This is a genomic window from Sphingosinicella rhizophila (assembly GCF_032378825.1).
In the GTDB taxonomy this organism is placed as follows: domain Bacteria; phylum Pseudomonadota; class Alphaproteobacteria; order Sphingomonadales; family Sphingomonadaceae; genus Allosphingosinicella; species Allosphingosinicella rhizophila.
Map to the genome: position 1 here is coordinate 19156 of NZ_JAVUPU010000016.1, position 20308 is coordinate 39463.

16 protein-coding genes, 1 tRNA gene and 1 pseudogene are annotated in these 20308 nt (G+C 64.0%); 9 read left to right on the plus strand and 9 right to left on the minus strand.

The genetic code is table 11. The features are described from left to right. Positions 1-65: 65 nt before the first annotated feature. Both RQX22_RS18850 and RQX22_RS18855 read right to left on the minus strand, forming a co-directional pair. The gene (locus RQX22_RS18850) at positions 66-1394 is read right to left on the minus strand and encodes a spinster family MFS transporter (RefSeq protein ID WP_315728694.1); all 1329 of its coding nucleotides are present in this window, start codon (positions 1392-1394) and stop codon (positions 66-68) included. Further along, on the minus strand, positions 1391-3124 hold the full coding sequence (locus RQX22_RS18855; RefSeq protein WP_315728695.1) for a DUF885 domain-containing protein: 1734 nt from the start codon (positions 3122-3124) through the stop codon (positions 1391-1393). Before RQX22_RS18855 ends, RQX22_RS18850 begins: the two co-directional genes overlap by 4 nt. Before the next feature lie 240 nt (positions 3125-3364). Between RQX22_RS18855 and RQX22_RS18860 the strand changes: the two genes are divergently transcribed. After that, on the plus strand, positions 3365-5152 hold the full coding sequence (locus RQX22_RS18860) for an amidase (RefSeq protein ID WP_315728696.1): 1788 nt from the start codon (positions 3365-3367) through the stop codon (positions 5150-5152). Between the two features lie 195 nt (positions 5153-5347). Here the strand turns inward: RQX22_RS18860 and RQX22_RS18865 are convergent, their stop codons facing one another. The 3 genes from RQX22_RS18865 to RQX22_RS18875 form a co-directional block, all read right to left on the minus strand. Further along, complete coding sequence (locus tag RQX22_RS18865) at positions 5348-5635, minus strand: hypothetical protein (protein ID WP_315728697.1); 288 nt, start codon at positions 5633-5635, stop codon at positions 5348-5350. Between the two features lie 53 nt (positions 5636-5688). Beyond that, the gene (katG, locus tag RQX22_RS18870; protein WP_315728698.1) at positions 5689-7920 is read right to left on the minus strand and encodes a catalase/peroxidase HPI; all 2232 of its coding nucleotides are present in this window, start codon (positions 7918-7920) and stop codon (positions 5689-5691) included. Positions 7921-8118: 198 nt separating this feature from the next. Then, positions 8119-8195 (minus strand) — tRNA-Pro (locus tag RQX22_RS18875). Between the two features lie 183 nt (positions 8196-8378). Here RQX22_RS18875 and RQX22_RS18880 point away from each other — a divergent pair. The 5 genes from RQX22_RS18880 (at position 8379) to RQX22_RS18900 (ending at position 12196) form a co-directional block, all read left to right on the plus strand. Continuing rightward, positions 8379-8777, plus strand: a complete 399-nt coding sequence (locus RQX22_RS18880; protein WP_315728700.1) for a PaaI family thioesterase — start codon at positions 8379-8381, stop codon at positions 8775-8777. Between the two features lie 135 nt (positions 8778-8912). After that, positions 8913-9245 carry a preprotein translocase subunit YajC gene (gene yajC / locus RQX22_RS18885; RefSeq protein ID WP_315728702.1) on the plus strand — a complete coding sequence of 111 codons (333 nt, stop codon included), beginning with the start codon at positions 8913-8915 and terminating at the stop codon, positions 9243-9245. Between the two features lie 3 nt (positions 9246-9248). Then, entirely contained in the window at positions 9249-10835 is a 1587-nt protein-coding gene (secD, locus tag RQX22_RS18890; protein ID WP_315728704.1) for a protein translocase subunit SecD, read from the plus strand. 8 nt (positions 10836-10843) lie between these two features. Then, positions 10844-11815, plus strand: coding sequence for a protein translocase subunit SecF (secF, locus tag RQX22_RS18895; protein ID WP_315728706.1), 972 nt, complete (start codon positions 10844-10846; stop codon positions 11813-11815). After that, the gene (locus tag RQX22_RS18900) at positions 11816-12196 is read left to right on the plus strand and encodes an Mth938-like domain-containing protein (protein WP_315728708.1); all 381 of its coding nucleotides are present in this window, start codon (positions 11816-11818) and stop codon (positions 12194-12196) included. A gap of 58 nt (positions 12197-12254) precedes the next feature. Here the strand turns inward: RQX22_RS18900 and RQX22_RS18905 are convergent, their stop codons facing one another. Beyond that, entirely contained in the window at positions 12255-13457 is a 1203-nt protein-coding gene (locus RQX22_RS18905) for a glycosyltransferase (protein WP_315728710.1), read from the minus strand. Between the two features lie 115 nt (positions 13458-13572). Here RQX22_RS18905 and RQX22_RS18910 point away from each other — a divergent pair, with 115 nt between their 5' ends. Genes RQX22_RS18910 through ligA form a run of 3 tightly spaced genes read left to right on the plus strand, consistent with a single transcriptional unit; the run spans position 13573 to position 18183 of the window. Next, a complete protein-coding gene (locus tag RQX22_RS18910) occupies positions 13573-14361 on the plus strand; it encodes an outer membrane protein assembly factor BamD (protein WP_315728712.1) in 789 nt (262 codons plus the stop codon). A gap of 58 nt (positions 14362-14419) precedes the next feature. After that, positions 14420-16081 carry a DNA repair protein RecN gene (gene recN / locus RQX22_RS18915; RefSeq protein ID WP_315728714.1) on the plus strand — a complete coding sequence of 554 codons (1662 nt, stop codon included), beginning with the start codon at positions 14420-14422 and terminating at the stop codon, positions 16079-16081. Next, positions 16078-18183 carry an NAD-dependent DNA ligase LigA gene (gene ligA / locus RQX22_RS18920; protein WP_315728715.1) on the plus strand — a complete coding sequence of 702 codons (2106 nt, stop codon included), beginning with the start codon at positions 16078-16080 and terminating at the stop codon, positions 18181-18183. The genes recN and ligA overlap by 4 nt, the downstream gene beginning before the upstream one ends. Before the next feature lie 88 nt (positions 18184-18271). Here the strand turns inward: ligA and RQX22_RS18925 are convergent, their stop codons facing one another. From RQX22_RS18925 to RQX22_RS18935, 3 genes and pseudogenes are all read right to left on the minus strand, one after another. Beyond that, positions 18272-19207: a 50S ribosomal protein L11 methyltransferase gene (locus tag RQX22_RS18925; RefSeq protein WP_315728717.1), complete on the minus strand. Its 936-nt coding sequence runs from the start codon at positions 19205-19207 to the stop codon at positions 18272-18274. After that, complete coding sequence (locus tag RQX22_RS18930) at positions 19197-19901, minus strand: SDR family NAD(P)-dependent oxidoreductase (protein WP_315728719.1); 705 nt, start codon at positions 19899-19901, stop codon at positions 19197-19199. The genes RQX22_RS18925 and RQX22_RS18930 overlap by 11 nt, the downstream gene beginning before the upstream one ends. Positions 19902-19981: 80 nt before the next feature. Then, positions 19982-20308, minus strand: a pseudogene (locus RQX22_RS18935) (methyl-accepting chemotaxis protein); the annotation flags it as partial.

Genomic DNA, 20308 nt, shown 5'->3' on the forward strand with positions numbered 1-20308 from the left:
CTGCTCATAGCATTATGATCCCGCCTGCACATCGTCGTTCGCCAGACGGCAGGCTTTCCTCCTATTCAGCTTTCCATGTCCTGTTCGAGATGCCGTGCCGCCCGCCAGTAAGCGAGCGCCGCCGGCAGCAAGGCCAATAGCGCGATCATCAGGGCATAGCGGAGGCCGACCGCACCATGCTGCGCGGTGAACATGTCGCTGAGATAGCCGGTGATGACCGGACCAAAGCCGAGGCCGATCAGATTGGCGAAGAAGAAGTTGATGGCGACGGCCATCGCCCGTCGGCGCGATCCGCAGACGATGTGGATCAGCCCGAACATGGCCGGTACCGACGCGGAGAGCGGCAGTCCCGCAAGACTGAAGAGAATGAGGAAGGCGGTGAAGTTGTCGACCGCGAGCGCCGCAATGCTGAGCGGGCAGCAGATTGCCAGGGCGATTGCCGGGGTCAGCGCCATCCAGCGAATGCCGCGCGCCGCCATCTTGTCCGATATCCAGCCGCCGAGCAACGTCCCGGCCACGGTGCCGACAGCGCTCACTGCACCGAAGACGGCGCCAAGCTGGGCAAGGTCGACGCCGAGCACGCGCTGCATATAGGGTGGGAACCAGATGAATGCGCCATAAGCCACGAGGAAGTAGAAGACGGTCGCCGTCGTGATCAGCACATAGCTCGGTTTGCGGAACAGGATCCGGAGGGAGGCCGTCAGCGATTCCTGGGATGCCTCATGCGGCTGCCGCCCCGGAAGCTTGCGCGGTTCCTTGAGCCCCAGGAAGGCGATCAGGGCAATGAGGAGGCCGGGAATGCCCATGATGAGGAAGGCTGTCCGCCAACCGTACCGAGCGGCGATCTGCGCCCCGCCCATGAAGGCGACGAGATAACCGACGGTCGCCGACGACATGAAGATGGCGAGTGCGCGGGTCCGTTTCTCCGGCGCGAAATAGTCTGCGATCAGGGATTGGGCCGGCGGGATCGCCCCCGCCTCGCCGACGCCGACGAGGACGCGCGCGGCGAACATCTGCCAGAAGTTCTGTGCCAGGCCGCAAATTGCCGTGGCTGCGCTCCACAAGGCGAGCGACACCGTGACGACCAGCTTGCGGTCGCCGCGATCGGCGATGCGCGCGATCGGGATGCCGAGCACGGCATAGAAGACGGCGAAGGCGAGGCCGGACAGCAGGCCCATTTGCGTGTCGCTCGCGCCGAACTCGTTCTTGATCGGCTCGATCAGCACCGACATCAATTGCCGGTCGATATAGTTGGACGTGCAGATCAGGAACAGGATCGTCAGGAATGTCCAGCGCTGCCGATCGGAATAAAGTTGCCAAGGCGGTATCAGGCCGGTTTCTGCCTCGACCCCGGCGCTCTCACTTTGCGCGGCGGCCGCACCCGCCTCGCTCATGCGGCCTTCGCTGCGAGCGTGCGGGTGGCATCGGCGACATTGTTGCCCACCAGGGTCAGCGGAAGAGCGCCCGGCATCAGCACCGCGTCATGGAAGGCGCGGATATCGAAGCTGTCGCCAAGCGCGGCCCGCATCTCCTCCCTTCGTTCGAAAAGATAATATTCGCCGAGCTTATAGGCGAGCGACTGTCCTGGAATGTCGCAGGAATAGCGCAGGCTTTCCGAGCGGATCTCGGTTTCCGGCATGAAGGCGTTGGCACGCATGTAATCGCGCGCCTGCTCAAGGCACCAGCCGAGCGCGTTCATGCCCGTGTCGACCACCAGCCTGGTCGTCAGGAACGAATCCATCACCAGCCGGCCGAACCTTTCCGCAGGCTCCGCATACATCCCCATCTCGCCGGCGAGCGTGGCGGCATATTCGGCCCATCCTTCGTTGAACGCATTGATGAAGGCGTAAGAACGTAGCGGATGAAGATCCTTATTCTCGCGCTGCGACGCGAGGTGGAAATGATGACCGGGCACCAATTCGTGATAATTCAGCGCCGCGATATTGGCGAGCGGTCCGCCCGCCAGATTATCGGCATTGAACAAATATCGGCCGGTCGGATTGTCGGCGCTGGGCGCATCATAATAACCGAAGGTCATCGATCCGCTGAGTGCCTTGGGGAGGGGCTCGACGCCGTGCGGTGCCGAAGGCTTGAAGGCGAAATAATCGTCGATATGGGGTGCGATCCGATCGATATAGCGATGGAAGACGGCGCCGATCGCTTCATCTCCCTCGGCACGCCAGTCGGGATCGTCAGCCAGCGATTCGAGATAGGCTTCCGGCGTGCCGTCGAAATCGATCTCCTCCAGAAGCGCGACCATCTTCGCGCGCACCGCCGCGATCCGCTTCAGCCCCTCCTCATGCACCTGCTCCGGCGTCAGATCGAGCGTCGTGTGCTGCCGCACCAATTCTGCATAAACGGCCGGCCCGCCGGGATATTGCCCAATCCCGACAGCATCCGGTGCAGCGGCGCGATAGGCGGGATCGTCGAGCAGCGCGAGCAAAGCGTCGAAATTCGGTTTCACCTTTGTCCGGACGCGCTCGGCGATCTGGGCCAGCGCCCGGTCGCCGCCGACCGGGCCGAGGCGGGCCGCGGCAGGCACAAGCGCGCTTTCGGCCTGTGCGGCAAAGCGCCGCACCAGTTCCAGCGATTGATCGAGTTGCAGCTTCGGCATACGAATGGAGCGTGCCGCCTGGCCCTCCGTCCGTTCCCGCATCTGGCCGATCATTCGGCCATAATCCTCGATCAGGCCAAGGTAGCGGTCGAGATCGCCCGCCGCGTCGAACCGGTGCTGCGCCAGCATTTGCCCCACCATGTTCAACAAGAAGCCGCCGCCATAGCTGCATGGCGCGAAGATCGCGAAGAAGCCGACGCCGAGCGGATCGAAGACGACCCAGTACCACTCGCCTTCCTTGGCCATCCGTTCCAGGGCAGCGCGGGCGACGCCGAGGGTGAGGGCGATTTCCTTCGGCAGCGCGGCGACATCGATGCCGTCGGCACGCGCGAGTAAAGACTTCGCCTTCTCGCTGCGGGAGAGTGAAGCTGCTTCACCAATGTCCGGAAGCCGCTCGATGGGCAGGCCGAGGTCGCGTCTGACCCAAGGGCTGTCCCGCATCTCGGTCCAGGCCTGATCGATAATGAGCAACGACCTGCTCAGAGATTCATGTTCCGTAATCGACATCATAGCTCTCCCGAATTCATACAGTAATGAATAAGGAAGCGTTGTAAAGCGCGCTGGCCGGCCGTGCCTAACCTCGAATTTCCGACCATATGCGAGAGCCAATTGATCGTTCCGGCCCAGCGCTCCACGCGCCCGACAAGACGACTTACATACAACATGCAAGCATGTATTATACGTCGAAGCGGCCGCGAAGACTTAGGGCGTGGTTCGGGGGACAGGATCGGCGAATAAGAGGAGGGGCTAATGGATCGCAGGGAGGTGCTCGCATTGGGCTTGGCGGCGGCTGGGGCAGGCTTGCGCCCGGCGCCGGCCAAGGCGGCTGGAACGGCGGAAACCGACGCCGGGAACGCGCCGCGGGAGGATGCCAATCTCACGATCGGCGTCGAGACCCTGCGTGAAGCCGAGAAGCTGCACGCGGTCCGCTTCCCGGACGATGCTCTCCGACGCCTCGCCCCGCTCTTGTCAGACAAAGCGAAGGCGATCGGGCCTTTTCATGCTGAATCCCGGCCGCGCGATCTGCAGCCTGCGTCGCGCTTCGATCCGCGCATGCCCGGTCGTACCTACCCGGTCCAGCACGATCATGTCCGCCTTCATGCGGGACGGAGGCCAACGCTGCCGCGCGCCGACATCGATGTCGCTTTCGCCTCGGTGGCCGAACAGGCGCACTGGCTCGCTACCCGCCAGATCAGCAGCCTGCGTCTCACCGAAATCTATCTGGACCGCATCCCGCGGATCGATCCCAAGCTCAATGCCTTCATCACAATCACTGCCGATCTGGCGCGTCGCCAGGCGAAGGAGAGAGATGCTGAACTTGCCGCTGGTCGGTCGCGGGGTCCGCTTCACGGCATCCCCTATACTCTGAAGGATGTGATCGATACGGCCGGCATCCCGACGACTTGGGGCTCTTCCTTGTTCCGCCAGCGGGTGCCAAGCGAGGATTCCGCCGTGGCCGCGAAACTGCGGGAAGCCGGCGGCGTCCTGCTCGGGAAGGTGGCGACTGCGGAACTGGCCAACGGCGCCACCTGGTTCGGCGGCATGGTCAGGAATCCCTGGAACATTGACGAGCCGTCGGGGGGATCGAGCGCCGGATCCGGCTCGTCGGTGGCCGCGGGCCTCTGTGCCTTCTCGATCGGCACCGACAGCCTCGGATCGATCCTCAATCCTGCCGACCGCTGCGGTGTGACGGGCCTCAGACCGACCTTCGGCCGCGTCCCCGTCCATGGCTGCATGCCGTTGACGCCTTCACTCGAACGGATCGGTCCGCTCTGCCGCCGCGCCGAGGATGCCGCTCTGGTCCTGGCGGCGATCAACGGCCCCGATCCGAGATCCAGCGCCTCCATCGATTTCGGTTTCGCTTATGATTCCGCCATCGATCCTCGCACCATCAAGGTCGGCTATTCGCCCAAATGGTTCAGCAAGGTCGGGTTCGGCGAAGCCGGCGGCGAGGGGCAGCTGCTCGGTCTCGTTCCGGCCAGCCCGGGCCATTTGAATGGCCTGGCGGCGATGAAGGATATCGGCGTGGAAATGGTGGAAGTCGAATTCCCGGTTCTTCCTTACGCGATGTTGCTGGACAGCCTCTATGTCGAATCCGCCGCCATTTTCGAAGATCTCACGCTTAGCGGCAAGGACGCGCAGCTGATCGCGCCCTGGGCCGATTCATGGCGCCAGGCACGCTTCCTCTCTGCAGTGGATTATTATCAGATCGAGCGGTTTCGCCGCCAGGTGATGGAGATGATGGACCGCCTGTTCGACCGGGTGGATATCCTGTTCGCGCCGACCTACGGCAGTTTCGAACTGCTGATGATCGCCAATTTCACCGGCCATCCCGGCCTCAGCTTCCGCTCGGGTTTCGCCGAGACAGCGACGCGCGACCTCGGCTTCGCGCCGATCGATCCAAGCGGCGCCAAGCGTCGCGTTACCTCCAACATATCGATGCACGGCCGACTGTTCGAGGAAGGCAAGATGCTCGCGCTTGCCCGCTTGCTGGAGGAGAAGCTCGACGTGTGGCGCGAGCGGCCTACCATCGGTTGAGTGATGTGACGGTTGAGGCACCGCCCGGGTGAGGACGGATTGGTTCGGACGCGGGCATCGAACGCGCGAGCTTACGCTCTCCAATGTGATAGGCCGTATTTGCACGCCGGGCACAAGACGCGATATCGTCGGTGCGTTCTCATTCCACGGCCGCTCACCCTCGGCTATGTCCCCGACCGCCGGCTCGGTGATCGGTCAATCGAGACCCAATAGCCAATGGTCCAGCCGGACCGGCCGTATCCGGGCATCGGGCAAGGTCCGGTTGAGCTGCGATCGGTGGCGCATGATCCATTGCAGGCAGTCGAGCTCGCTGTCGAACGTTTCGAAGTCGCTGCGGCTGGGGCGCAAGGTCTCGCAATCCACCACGAACCGGGCGCCCCTCCGGCAACCGGGAGCACCGGCCCAGTCGCGGTGCGGGGATACGACCCCCGGTATCCAATAGGTTCGACGGGGGTCGAGGCGGTCGACATCACTTCGGTGCATGGGATGTCCTCCTTCCGCCAGGGCCTGGCCGCGGCGGCTTTGGCCGATCCGCGTCAGGCAGCAGCTTCGGGGGCGTGGCAGCCGGTATCGCTGAGATCGAAGCGATCGGCATTCATCACCTTCGCCCAGGCCGCCACGAAGTCCTTCACGAACTTTTCGCCGGCATCCGCGGAGGCGTAGACCTCCGAAAGAGCGCGGAGCTGTGAATTCGATCCGAAGACCAAATCGGTTCGTGTCGCCGTCCACTTCTCCTCGTCGGTCCTGCGGCAGGTGCCGACGAAGACCTCATCGGCTTCATCGTCCACCTGCTTCCAGGCGGTTCCCATATCCAGCAGATTGACGAAGAAGTCGTTCGTGAGCTGCCCCGGCCGATCGGTCAACATACCATGTTTCGACCCGCCATGATTGGCACCGAGCACACGCAGTCCGCCGACCAGCACCGTCATTTCGGGTGCGCTCAGCTGCATCAGCTGTGCGCGATCGATCAGCAATTCCTCCGTCGGTACGCTGAACTGGACCTGGAGATAGTTTCGGAACCCGTCCGCTTTCGGCTCGAGCACCTCGAAGCTTTCGATGTCCGTCTGTTCCTCGGATGCGTCGCCGCGGCCGGAGGCGAACGGCACGGTCAGGTCATGTCCGGCATCCCTTGCCGCCTTTTCGACACCGACTGAGCCGCCGAGCACGATCAAATCGGCAAGGCTGACCCCGCCGCCGAATTCGGCCTTCACCTGCTCGTAGACCTGGAGCACCTTGGCGAGTTCGCCCGGTTCGTTGACGTCCCAGTCCCTTTGCGGCGCGAGCCGGATGCGCGCGCCATTTGCGCCGCCACGTTTGTCCGAGCCGCGGAAGGTCGCGGCCGACGCCCAGGCGGTCTTCACCAGCTGGCTGACGCTGAGGCCGGAGCCGGCGATCTTCTGCTTGAGGCTTGCGACCTCGGCGTCGCTGAGCGTCCTGCCCGCAGGCACTGGATCCTGCCAGATGAGGTCTTCCTCCGGCACCTCGGGCCCCAGATAGCGGGCCTTCGGCCCCATGTCGCGGTGGGTGAGCTTGAACCAGGCGCGGGCGAAGGCATCGGCGAACTGGTCCGGATTGGCGCGAAACCGCTCGGAGATCTTCCGATATTCGGGATCCATCTTGAACGCCAGATCGGCCGTGGTCATCATCGTCGGCACCCGCCGCTCCGGACTGTGCGCGCCCGGCGCCATGTCCTCCGGCTTCTGGTCGACGGGCTGCCACTGCTTGGCGCCGGCCGGGCTGGTGACCAGTTCATATTCATAATCGAGCAGCATATGGAAATAGGCCATGCTCCACCGGATCGGGGTCGGCGTCCACGGGCCTTCCAGGCCGCTCGTGATCGTATGATCGCCCATCCCGCTTTCATGCCCGCTTTGCCAGCCGAGGCCCTGCTGGGCGATGTCGGCGCCTTCCGGCTCGGCGCCGATCTTGCTGGCGTCGCCCGCGCCATGGCACTTGCCGAACGTATGGCCGCCGGCGGTGAGCGCGACCGTCTCCTCGTCGTTCATCGCCATCCGGGCGAAGGTCATGCGGATATCCCGGGCCGACTGGAGCGGATCGGGATTGCCGTCGGGCCCTTCCGGATTGACGTAGATCAGGCCCATCTGCACGGCCGCGAGCGGGTCTTCGAAAGCCTTCCCTTCGACGATGCGGGTCTTGGCGCCCTGCCCGACCCAATTCTCCTCGGTACCCCAATAAATGTCCTTCTGGGGCTCGAACACATCCTTGCGGCCGCCCCCGAAGCCGAAGACCGGCCCTCCCATCGATTCGATCGCGACATTGCCGGCCATGATCATCAGGTCCGCCCAGGAAAGCTGGTGGCCATATTTCTGCTTGATCGACCACAACAGGCGGCGCGCCTTGTCCAGATTGGCGTTGTCCGGCCAGCTGTTGAGCGGGGCGAAGCGCTGGCTGCCGGAGGAGGCGCCGCCGCGGCCGTCACCGGTGCGATAGGTTCCGGCGCTGTGCCACGCCATGCGAATGAAGAACGGGCCGTAATGGCCATAATCGGCCGGCCACCAGGGCTGGCTGTCCGTCATCAGCGCGGTCAGGTCGCGCTTGACCGCCTGGTAATCGAGCGACCGGAACGCGTTCGCATAATCGAAGTCGGCACCCATCGGGTCCGGTGATCCGGTCCCATTCTGATGAAGGATGTCCAGCGACAGCTGGTTCGGCCACCAATCGCGATTCGTCCTGCCAAGGAGCGATCTGAGTGCACGCGGCTCCCGTCCGGGATCGCTCAAGGGGCTGCCGCCGGTCTTTGCGTCCATTGCTCTTTCCTCTCCGATATTATTTCGAGGAAGGATGCGCTCATCCCCGATGAGGGAGAAGTGATTAATTTCGATCAGCCATCCCAGTGAAATCGATAAGTCATCGAGAGGGAGTTCCGGCTCGGGAGGGTTGCCTTGGACCGCGGCCGATCCGGCTGCGGTACTGCTGTCAACGTGACGCCAATCCTTTGACGCTGTTGGTCGGGGCGAGAGGATTCGAACCTCCGACCCCCACACCCCCAGTGTGATGCGCTACCAGGCTGCGCTACGCCCCGACCAGGGCGCGCGATGTAGGCGGATGGAGAAGGGATGGCAAGCGTCGGGGGATTGACGTTCCGGCCGCCAAAAACTAGTTTCGAAAAGCAACTGGAAGAATATGAATGCCACAGGATCTGCGCTACGGCGTCTGTACCCCTCAGGAGATTGAGACGCTGAGCGGGCTAGAATTTCTTCAGGCGATGATCCGCGGAGACCTGCCGGCGCCGCCCATCTCGGAAGGCCTCGGATTCCGGCTCGTCGACGTCGAACCAGGGCGCGCGGTGTTCGAAGGTCGGCCTGGGCCACACCTGCTCAACCCGCTCGGCGGCGTCCACGGGGGCTGGGCGCTGACCCTGATCGACAGCGCAGCCGGCTGCGCCCTGCATAGCGAACTCGGCGTGGCAGCAGGCTATACGACGGTCGAGACCAAGGCGAATTTCACCCGACCGATCCAGCCGGACGGTCGGATCGTGCGGGCCGAAGGCAAGGTCGTCAGCCGTGGCCGTCAGATTGCCACCGCGGAAGCGCGGATCACCGACGACCAGGGAAAATTGCTGGCGCACGGCACGTCCACACTGATCATATTTCAGCCGCGTTAGCCTGAATCCCGTGCGGGTCCCTGGCCGCGCGCTCCCGGGCCGTGCGCGCCGCCTTGCGCAAAGTGCCGCCCTCATGATAGTCGCCCGGCCTTTCCGGACGCGCGTTCCGCGCCGACCTCTTCGTCAGGTATTTTCATGTTCGCATCCCCTGCCCATGCCGCAACCGGCGCCGCACCATCGGGAGCCGAGGCCTTCCTGGTCCAGATCGCTCCGCTCGCGCTCATCTTCGTCATCTTCTATTTCCTGCTGATCCGTCCGCAGCAGCGGCGTGCGAAGCAGCACCGGGACATGATCATGGCGGTGAAGAAGAATGATGTCGCCATCACCGGCGGCGGCCTGATCGGCAAGGTGATCAAGGTCGAAGACAATGAGGTGGAACTGGAAATCGCCACCGGCGTCAGGATCAAGGCGCTCAAATCCATGCTCAGCGACGTCAGGCCGCACGGCACCAAGCCGGCGAACGACTGACCCATGCTGGATTTCCCGCGCTGGAAGATTTGGACGACCACGCTCCTCGTCCTTCTCGGTATCGCTTTCGCGATCCCGAGCTTCTTCCCTGAATCCCAAGTGGCGAAGTGGCCGGGATTTCTGCCCAGCGCGCGCATCAATCTGGGACTCGATTTGGCCGGCGGCAGCCATCTCCTTCTGGAGGCGGACACCAGCGAAGTGGCCAAGCTTCGGCTCGGCCAGATGGAAGAGACGATCAGGGTCGGCTTGCGCCGCAAATCACCGTCGATCGATATCGGCGCCATATCCACATCGGAGGGGCGGCTGAGCTTCATGGTGCGCAATCCCGCGCAAGTGGATGCGGCGGTGGAGTTCGCGCGCGAGCAGACCCAGCCGGTCGGCCTCGGACCGCGCGACTGGACCGTGAACGTCGTCGATCAGAATCGCGTCGTCATGATACCCACCCAGGCCGGATTGAGTGCGGCCGTGGACAGCGCCATGAATACGGCCCGCGAAGTCGTCTATAATCGGGTCGATCCCGACGGCACGCGGGAAGTGACCGTGGTTCGCCAGGGCAAGGAGCGGATCCTGGTTCAGGTTCCTGGATTGAAGGACCCCGAAGGCCTTAAAGCCTTGCTGGGCAAGACGGCACGGCTCGAATTCAAATTGGTCGATCGCAATGCCTCGCCCGAGCAGATCGAACAGGGCCGCGCCCCGCCAGGCAGCCAGATCCTGCCGATGGCAGAGGGCGGACGTATCGCCGTCCTGCGTCGTGCGATGGTTACGGGCGAGCAACTGACGGACGCGATGCAGGCTTTCGATCAGACAACCGGCGAACCGGTGGTCAATATCACCTTCAACGCAGCCGGCGGCCGCAGCTTCGCTCGCGTGACTCGCGAAAATGTAGGCAAGCCGTTCGCGATCATCCTCGACAATGTCGTGCTGTCGGCGCCGAACATCAACGAACCGATCCTGGGCGGGACCGCGCAGATCAGCGGCAGCTTCACGGTTCAGTCGGCGAACGACCTGGCCGTGCAGCTTCGCTCCGGCAAACTGCCCGTGGAGTTGAAGGTGGTCGAGGAGCGGACGGTCGGGCCCGACCTCGGCCGCGAGTCGATCGAGAAAGGGATCATCGCCGGCATCGTGGGAAGCGTCGCGATCCTCATTTTCATGGTCCTGACCTACGGCCGCTTCGGCGTCTATGCCAACATTGCCCTGGTCCTGAACGTCGTCATCATCCTGGGCGTTATGGCGCTGTTCAATGCCACGCTGACGCTGCCGGGTATCGCCGGCTTCGTCCTCACCGTGGGCGCGGCCGTCGATGCGAACGTGATCATCAACGAGCGCATTCGGGAAGAACAAAGGCGCGGGCGCAAGGTGCTCGATGCCATCGAACATGGCTACAATGAAGCGCGCACCGCGATTTTCGACGCCAATATCACCAACGTGATCGCCGGCATGCTGCTTTTCTATTATGGATCGGGGCCGGTCCGCGGTTTCGCGGTCGTCATGATGATCGGCATCGTGACGTCCGTGTTTACCGCCGTCACCGTGACACGCATGTTCGTTTCCATCTGGCTGCGCAAGCGGCCAACCGTGCTCAGGATCTGAGGATCGCCATGCGCCTTTTGAAACTCGTTCCCGACAATACGAATGTCGATTTCCTGCGCTGGCGAAATATTGCGATCGCCATCTCGCTCCTGCTCATGGTCGCTTCGATCGCCCTGATTGCCGTGAAGGGTCTCAACTTCGGCGTCGACTTTGCCGGTGGCCAGGTGATCCGTGTCCATTTTCAGCAGCCGCCCTCGCTCGACGAACTGCGCGAGCAGGTCGGAGGGCTCGGCGTCGGCGATCCGAGCATCCAGGAATTCGGTTCCCCGCAGGAAGTGTCGATCCGGTTGCCGCTTCCTGCCGGCGGAGAGGAAGGCGCCAACGAAGTCGCTTCGAAGGTCAGGAGTTCGCTGCAGGAAAGATATCCGGGTGTTCGGATCGACTCGGTCGACACCGTCTCCGGCAAGGTCTCCGAGGAATTGGCATGGGACGGTGGGCGCGCCTTGCTGTTCGCGATGATCGGGATTACAATTTACATCTGGGTCCGTTTCGAATGGCAGTTCGGCGTAGGAGCGCTCTTTTCGCTGTTGCACGACGTCACCCTGACCTTGGGCTTTTTCGCCCTGACGCAGATGGAGTTCGACCTTAACGTCATTGCCGCCTTGCTGACCCTGATCGGTTATTCGCTCAACGATACCATCGTCATCTACGATCGTGTCCGCGAGAATCTCCGAAAATATCGCAAGATGGACATAACGTCCCTGCTCAACCTGTCGATGAACGAGACCTTGTCGCGGACCATTGCCACCAACCTGTCAATGCTGCTCGCTTTGGGATCGCTGATGTTGCTCGGGCCTGACGTGATCCAGAGCTTCACGACCGCGCTGCTCATCAGCGTCGTCGTCGGCACTTATTCGACCATCTATATCGCAGCACCCTGGCTGATCTGGCTGAAGGTGAATTCGGACAGTTTCGTCCCAAAGAGCTCATCCGCGAGCGCCGAGCGCGTCAAGGATTATAATGAGGGATACGAGCGCTAGATGACGCCTCGGTTCGACCGAGATCCAAAGCCTCCTGGCCCGATCGTCCAGGGCTTCGCACAGGGAGGCTTCGCTGTCGACGGCGGCATCTACCGGGCGCTACTGCTGACGCCCCGGAGCGCGCATGAATGGGTGCCGCCGGCGCTTGCGGATCTCGATATCGCCAGCCTCGGCCCCATCCTGGATCTGCAGCCTCCGCCCGAGTTCGTGCTGCTTGGCGCCGGCGCCGCCTTCGCCTTTCCGCCGCGCCCGTTGAAGCAATCGCTGGAGGAGCGTGGGATCGGTCTGGAAGTGATGGACAGCCGCGCGGCGGCACGCGCCTGGGGAATGTTGCGGAGCGAGGAAAGATGGATCGTCGCGGCTCTGCTGCCGCTGACTTAGAACCTGATCGTGTGAGGTGGAAGCGCTTCGCGCTTTCACCGAAGACGTGAATCAGGCTCTATTCAAACGTCTGGACCGATAGCGTTTCAGGGCTGGATCGCTGGTGAGCAAGACCTGAAAGATGTTCGAACAGCGCCTCGCTGTTTCGTTCCCAACTGAATCGTTCGGCCGATCTGCGGACCGCCTCCTGGGCGGGCGGGTCGGCGAGAATTTCCCGGACAGCTATGGCCATGGCTGCCGGATCCGCCGGCGTCAGCCGACCGGCTTCGGGGCGGTCCACCACTTCCCGGGCGCCGCCAATGTCGGGAATGACGATGGGCGTGCCGCAGGCCAGCGATTCCACCCAGACATTGGCAAGACCCTCGGAACGGGAGGGAAGCAACATGATGTCGGCTGCCCCGAACAGGCCGGGGAGCGTCTCATGCGGGCGATTGCCGAGGAAACGTACGCGCCGGTCCACTCCAGAGCGTTTCGCGCGTTCCTCCAAAAGCCTGCGGTCTGGGCCATCGCCGACGAATAGGAGGGTGGCGTCCGGAATTTCCGCCAGCGCCGATAATGCCAGACTCTGCCCCTTGCGTGGAATGAGCGCCCCCGCCGTGACTATCAGGGGACCTTGCACGCCCAGCGCCGCCTTGGCCTCTGCCCGATCGATGGGTTTGAAAAGGTCGGGGTCGACCCCGGTATAGTGAACCGCAATGGTGCCGGGCATGCCGAGCCGCATCATGTCGGCCTTCAACGCCTCGCTCACGGCAAGTAGGCCGTCGGCCGCTTTTCCCGCGGCAAGGATCTGTCCTCCGATCCCGGCGCGCGTCGGCCAATAATGAATGTCCGCGCCGCGCGCCTTGATCGAAAAGGGGATAGCGAGCGCCGCCGCGAGATGCATTGCCGTTGGCCCGTCCGGCCAGAAGAATTCCGCATCGATGATGTCGAACGGAAAGTCTTTCCGGATTTCGCGAAGCAGCGGCAGCAAGGCGCGTGCCATTGCCCGCGGCGCCATGGCCGCACCGCGGGCGGGCAGCGAAAGGAAGCGGGGCCGGTGGATGATGAGGTCTTTCCGGATTTCCCGAAGGGGCAGGCGTCCCCGAGCCCGGTAATGCGGGTGAAGCGAAAGGGGCCAGGGCGGCAGGCCGACCGGCGAAACCACCTGCAGTTCGACATCGTCTCGCGCGGCCAGGCCGATAGTCTGCCGCTCCACGAAGCCGCCGAGTGTCGGCTGCGCGGTGCTTGGAAACAGGGTGGCAAGGGTCAGTACGCGCAGCATCGCCGGGTGCTATAGCAGCTGAGCCGCCAAGGCTTAACCCACCGTTCATCCGCTTTAGGCTCAGCTTCGCCACGTGCCGCTTGGCCTGCGCCAAACCCTCAGCTAAGAAGCCGCCATGCCTCTTCGAATTTCCAGATCGCTCGCCGCCATCGTCATGGTCGCCCTTGTCCTGCCGCTGGCTGCATGCGCCGGTGGCAACAAGCGGACGCGGGCCGACACGCAATATGTCGCGCGCGACGTCAACACCCTCTATTCCATGGCCAAGGATCGGCTCGATCGCCGCCAATACACGCTCGCCGCGGCCTTGTTCGACGAGGTCGAGCGCCAGCATCCTTATTCGGTCTGGGCGCGCCGTGCGCAGCTGATGAGCGCATTCAGCTATTATGCGGCCGGCGATGAAACCAAGTCGATCGAATCCGCGCGACGCTTCCTGTCGATCCACCCCGGCAACAAGGATGCACCTTACGCTTATTACCTGATCGCGCTCAATTATTATGAGCAGATCGAGGATGTGCAGCGGGACCAGAGCACCACTCGCCAGGCGCTCGACGCCTTGGGCGAGCTCGTCCGCCGCTATCCGATGACCCGCTACGCCTCCGACGCACGGCTCAAGATCGACCTGGTCCGCGACCATCTCGCCGGTAAGGAAATGGAGATCGGCCGATTCTATCAGAAGCGCAACCAGTGGCTCGCCTCCATCGTCCGTTTCCGTAACGTGGTCGATGAATATCAGACGACCACCCACGCGCCCGAGGCGCTGATGCGGCTGACCGAATCCTATCTAGCGCTCGGCATCCCGGAAGAGGCACGCAGGGCGGCGGCTGTGCTCGGCGCCAATTATCCGAATACCAAATGGTATCGGCGCGCTTATTCCCTGGTGCAGAGAAACGCGCCGGCGGCCTGATCTGCCCGCCGGCTCGGCCTGTGCGCGGTCGGCGGCCCCGCGTGATGGTTGAAGGATCATGCTGACCGCCCTTTCCATTCGCGACGTGGTATTGATCGAAAGCCTCGATCTGGAATTCGGCCGCGGCCTCGGCGTGCTGACCGGAGAAACGGGCGCCGGCAAGTCGATCCTGCTCGATTCTCTCGGGCTGGCGCTGGGTGCCCGTTCCGACAGCGCTCTGGTGAGAAATGGCCAGGCCCAGGCGGTTGTGACCGCCAGCTTCGATCTCTCCCGCGATCATCCGGCGCTTGCATTGCTCGAAGAGAGCGGGCTGGAGGGCGAACCCGGCGAGCCGCTCGTCGTCCGTCGTATCGTCAAGGCCGATGGCGGCAGTCGGGCGCTCGTCAACGACCAGGCCGTGTCGGTCGCCCTGCTCCGCGATCTCGGTGCGATGCTGGTCGAGATCCATGGCCAGCACGATGATCGCGGCCTGCTCAATCCGCGAGGTCACCGTGCCTTGCTCGACGCTTTCGGAGGGATCGACACCAAGGCGGCGGAGGCGGCCTATCGGACCTGGAACGAGGCGGAAGCCGCGCTCGCCGAGGCACGCGAGGCTTTGGCCGAAGCCGCGCGCGATCGCGACTGGCTGGAACATGCGGTTACCGAGCTCAAGCAGCTTTCGCCCCAGTCCGGCGAGGAAGAGGAACTCGCCTTGCTCCGCGCCAATATGCAGAAAGGCGCGCGGTTGGCGGAGGATATCGGGACCGCGAACGATCTGCTTGACGGGTCGGAAGGGGGACTTTCCATGCTTCGCCAGGCAGCCCGCCGGCTGGAGCGAATCGCGGGTGAGCATGACAAGCTCGGGGAGGCGCTCGAAGCGCTGGACAGGGCGCTTGTCGAAGCATCCGAAGCAGAGATGCGACTCGGCGAGGCGGCGGAGGCACTGTCCTGCGATCCCGCGCGTCTCGAAGAAGCCGAGGCGCGGCTGTTCGAGCTTCGCGCCGTTGCCCGCAAGCACCGGATCGAGCCCGGGAAGCTGCCCGAGCTGGCGGAGCAGCTTGCGCAAAGGCTGGCCGCATTGGAGGCGGGGGACCAGGGGCTGGCCGCGCTGGAGCAGAAAGTCGCGGCCGGTCGCGCCGCCTTCGATGCGGAGGCGGTGCGACTGACGGAGGCGAGGACCGAGGCGGCAACGCGGCTGGACCTGGCAGTGGCGCGGGAATTGGCGCCGCTGAAGCTGGATTCGGCGCGGTTCCGCACCGCGATGGAAGCCTTGCCGGAAACGCAATGGAGCGCCCGCGGGCGCGACCGGATCGAGTTCGAAGTCTCCACCAATCCCGGCGCGCCCTTCGCGCCTTTGACGCGCATCGCAAGTGGCGGCGAATTGTCACGTTTCATCCTCTCTCTCAAGGTGGCTCTGGCGGAAAGCGGCGGCGCCACCACAATGATCTTCGACGAGATCGACCGCGGCGTCGGAGGCGCGGTCGCGAGCGCCGTGGGGGAACGGCTTCACAGGCTGAGCGAAACCGCCCAGTTGCTCGTCGTCACCCACAGCCCGCAGGTCGCCGCCCGCGGCAACCGCCATCTGCTCATCGAAAAGAGCCATCAGGGCCTGGTCACCCGCACCAGCGTCCATGTCCTCGACGAATCGAAGCGGCGCGAAGAGATTGCACGCATGCTTTCGGGGGCGGAAGTGACGGACGAAGCGCGTGCCCAGGCGACGCGATTGCTGGAGGCGGCGTGAACGAGGACCAGGCTGCGGCCGAACTCAAACGGCTTGCGGCGGAGATCGCGCGCCACAACCGCCTTTATCATGGCGAGGACGATCCCGAGATCAGCGACGCCGAATATGATGCCCTGGTCCGCCGCAATGCGGAGCTCGAAAAGCTGTTTCCCCATCTCGTCCGCGAGGACAGCCCGTCGCGCCAGGTCGGTTCTACTCCCTCAGCCCACCTCTCCAAGGTACGGCACGCCTTGCCGATGCTCAGTCTGGACAATGGCTTCAGCGCCGAGGACGTAGAGGATTTCGTCCAGCGCGTCCGGCGTTTCCTCAATCTCCCGGCCGGGGCGGAGGTGGCGTTGACCGCCGAGCCCAAGATCGACGGACTTTCCTGCTCGCTCCGCTACGAAGAGGGCCTGCTGGTGCAGGCGGCGACGCGCGGCGACGGCACCACCGGCGAGGTGGTGACGGACAATGTCCGCACCATTGCCGACATCCCGCAACGGCTGGACGGCGCACCCGTCATTTTCGAAGTCCGGGGCGAGGTCTATATGTCCAAGGCGGACTTCGCGGCGTTGAACGCCAGGTTGCTCGCCGAGGCCGAGGATCCTGCAAAGGCGCGTCAGTTCGCCAATCCGCGCAATGCGGCGGCGGGATCATTGCGGCAGAAGGATGCCGCCGTCACCGCCTCGCGCCCATTGCGTTTTTACGCGCATGGCTGGGGCGAGGCTTCCAAGTTGCCGGCCGATAGCCAGCTCGACGTGATGACGAAGATCGCCGAATGGGGTTTGCCGATCGCCGATATCGCGCGCTTCACGACCATCGAGGCGCTGCTCGATTTCTATCGGCAGGTCGAGGCCGCGCGAGCCGATCTCCCGTTCGACATTGACGGTGTCGTCTACAAGGTCGACGCACTCGATTGGCAGCGCCGCCTGGGCCAGGTGGCGCGGGCGCCGCGCTGGGCGCTGGCGCACAAATTTCCCGCCGAGCAGGCGGAAACCATTCTTGAAGCCATCGATATCCAGGTGGGGCGGACCGGCAAGCTCACCCCGGTCGCGCGCCTGAAACCGGTCAGTGTCGGCGGTGTCACCGTGACCAATGCCACCTTGCACAATGCCGATGAGATCGAGCGGCTCGGCGTCCGGGTGGGCGACCGCGTGCTGATCCAGCGCGCCGGCGACGTCATCCCGCAGGTGCTCCAGAACCTGACACCGGAGGCCGACCGCGAATCCTATCGATTTCCCGATCGTTGCCCGGAATGCGATTCCGAAGCGGTGCGTGAGGAAGGCGAAGTCGACATCAGGTGCACGGGCGGCCTGATCTGCCCTGCGCAGCGGGTCGAACGCCTCCGTCATTTCGTCAGCCGCCACGCCCTCGACATCGAAGGCCTCGGCATCACCCATATCGAAAGCTTCTTCCGGGACGGCCTTCTCCAATCGCCAGCCGACATATTTCGGCTGACGATCGACAATCTGCTCTCGCGCGAACGTTGGGCGGAGATTTCGGCGCGCAACCTGATCGCGGCGATTGATGCCAAGCGGAACCCGCCGCTCGACCGCTTCCTGTTCGCGCTCGGTATCCGTCATGTCGGCGAAGTGACGGCGCGGGATCTCGCCCGCCGTTACCGCAGCTGGGACAATTTCCGGGGCAGGATCGAACGGGCGCTGCAAGCCAGGTCGGATGTGCAGGCGGAGGAAGGCGAGGAGGAGCGCAAATATCATCAGCGCCGGGACAAGATCGTCGTTGCGGCGATCGAAACGCCCAATATCGGCCCCGAGGTCGCCAACGCATTGCTCGATTTCTTCGAGGAGCCGCACAATCGAGACGTGATCGACGCCCTGCTGGCGGCTGGCGTCGCGCCGGCCGATCTCATCTGGGAGACGAAGGAATCGCCGGTCAGCGGCAAGACGCTCGTCTTCACAGGCAGTCTCGAAACGCTGTCGCGAGACGAGGCCAAGTCGCAGGCGGAAGCGCTTGGCGCCAAGGTGGCGGGATCGGTGTCGGCGAAAACGGATCTGGTGGTCGCCGGGCCAGGCGCCGGCTCCAAGCTCAAGAAAGCGCAAGCATTGGGAGTCGAAGTGATCGACGAGGCGGCCTGGAACGCGATCGTCGCAGCGGCCGCTTAACGCGCGGTCGCGATCGATCCATTTTTCCATTCGGGAGAGAGGTTGGCGCGCCGATGGCCCGATGCATTCCGAGAATGGATGTCCTGCCTCAGCGCCGGCTCAATGAGCGGCGCTTGCGCATCACCAAAGTGGGCCATTCGCCGCGCTCGATCCGGAAGCGTGCGATCAGCCCCTGCCGTCGATAGGCGTTCGCCACTTTCTCGGCCTGATGTTCCAGCAGGCCGGCCAGGATGAGTCGGCCGCCGGCTTGCAAGGCTCCGGCAACGGAAGGCGCAAGGTCGATCAATGGCGCGGCCAGGATGTTGGCGATGATAAGGTCATAAGGTGCGCGCGCCTTCAGCCTGTGCCTTTCGAGACCGGGCGATACGACCAGTTCCAGCTGGCCGCGCGACCGGCCCAGCATGACCTTATTGATTCCAGCATTTTCTTCGGTGACCTCGATCGAAATCGGATCGATGTCGGATGCGGTCGCGCGGGCGACGGGCCACAGCCTCATCGCCGCAAAGGCGAGCAGGCCGGTGCCCGTGCCGAGGTCCAGCAAATTAGAGAAATGGGCGCCTTCATCTTTCAGGCGGCTCAATGCCATCAGGCAGCCTGTCGTGGTCTCATGCTGGCCGGTGCCGAAAGCCCGGCCGGCATCGATCTCGAAACTGATGGCGTCGGTCGGAACGGCATCGCGATGGGCAGGCGTGTGCACGAAGAAGCGGCCGGCGTGGATCGGCTCCAGCCCCTGCTGACTGATCGTTACCCAATCCTCATCCCGGATCTTCTCGATGACGGGTGCGGCGCCCGCGGCGCTCGGAATCAAGCTGCGGAGCATCGCCAGCAACCGGGCATCCGGCTCCAGTTCGAAATAGGCGTCGAGCAGCCAATTGTCCGGTGCGGCGGGATCCGCCTCCCTGGTGATCAGCACCGGGGGCGGATCGAGCAAGGCGAGCGGCGAGAAATCGTCCGCGATCGCCTGCCCTTCGGAGCGGGTACAAGGCAGGGTCACCTTCCAGGTGACCTGGGATTCATCGGACAAAGCTGGCGCCATTTACGTCGATCACCGATCCGGTGGCGGAGGGTGGGGCGTCGACAGCCAACCATCGCACCGTTTCCGCCACTTCGTCGGTAGAGGCCACCCGTCCGAGCGGGATGTCGGCGAGCAGTTTGTCGCCACCGCGGCTTGCCAGATACTCTTCCGCCATGCCCGTCATGGTGAAACCCGGGCAGACTGCGAAGGCAAGGATGTTCTCACCGGCATAGCCCCGCGCGATCGTCTTGGTCATGCCGATCATGCCCGCCTTGGACGCGGCATAATGCCAGTGCTGCGGGCTGTCGCCGCGGTAGGCGGCGCGGCTCGCGACATTGACGATGCGGCCCCCGCCCTCCTCCCTGAAATGAAGGATGGCCAGCCGGCAGAGCTCGGCCGCCGCCGTGAGGTTGACCTGCATGGTCCGTTCCCACGCATGAACCCAGTCCCCATGGTTCTGATCGATCGGCGCGGCTTCGAAGATGCCGGCATTGTTGACCAGTACGTCGATCCGGCCCCCGAGACGTTCGAGCGCTTCGTGCCACAGTCGCTCCGCGGCACCGCTCTCGGAAAGATCGGCGGCGAGTTCATTGTCACCGCCCCTGCTCGAATGACCGACGAACCGATGCCCCGCAAAGGAGGCCGCGATGGACTTGCCGATTCCGCGACTCGTGCCGGTGGCTAAGATGTTGAGCTGTGCCATGCGGGCGCGATAAGCGAGCCGGTCGCGAAGGAAAAGAGGAAGCCTGCGTCTCGCGCGCCGCGCCGTGCAGGCGGGCCCGGTCAGGCCGCGAAATTGCTCAGGAATTCCGAGGTCGTGGCCCGGAAGCGGGTGAGCTGGTCATCGACCCGTCCAAAACCCTGCTCGACCTCCTCGATGTCGCTGGCGACCTTCTCGGTGTCGAGCCTGATCGCGGCGATGGTGGAAGACATGGAATCGGCGGCGAGGGCCGTTTCATCCACCGCGGCGGTGATCATCGTAACCGTTTGCGCCTGCACCTCCATGGCCTTGCGGATGCGGTCGGCCGAGTTCTGAACTTCCTCGACCGTACGGAGGATGGAGCCATTGGACGTGACCGTCTGCCGGGTCGCCTGCTGGATCGCGGTGAT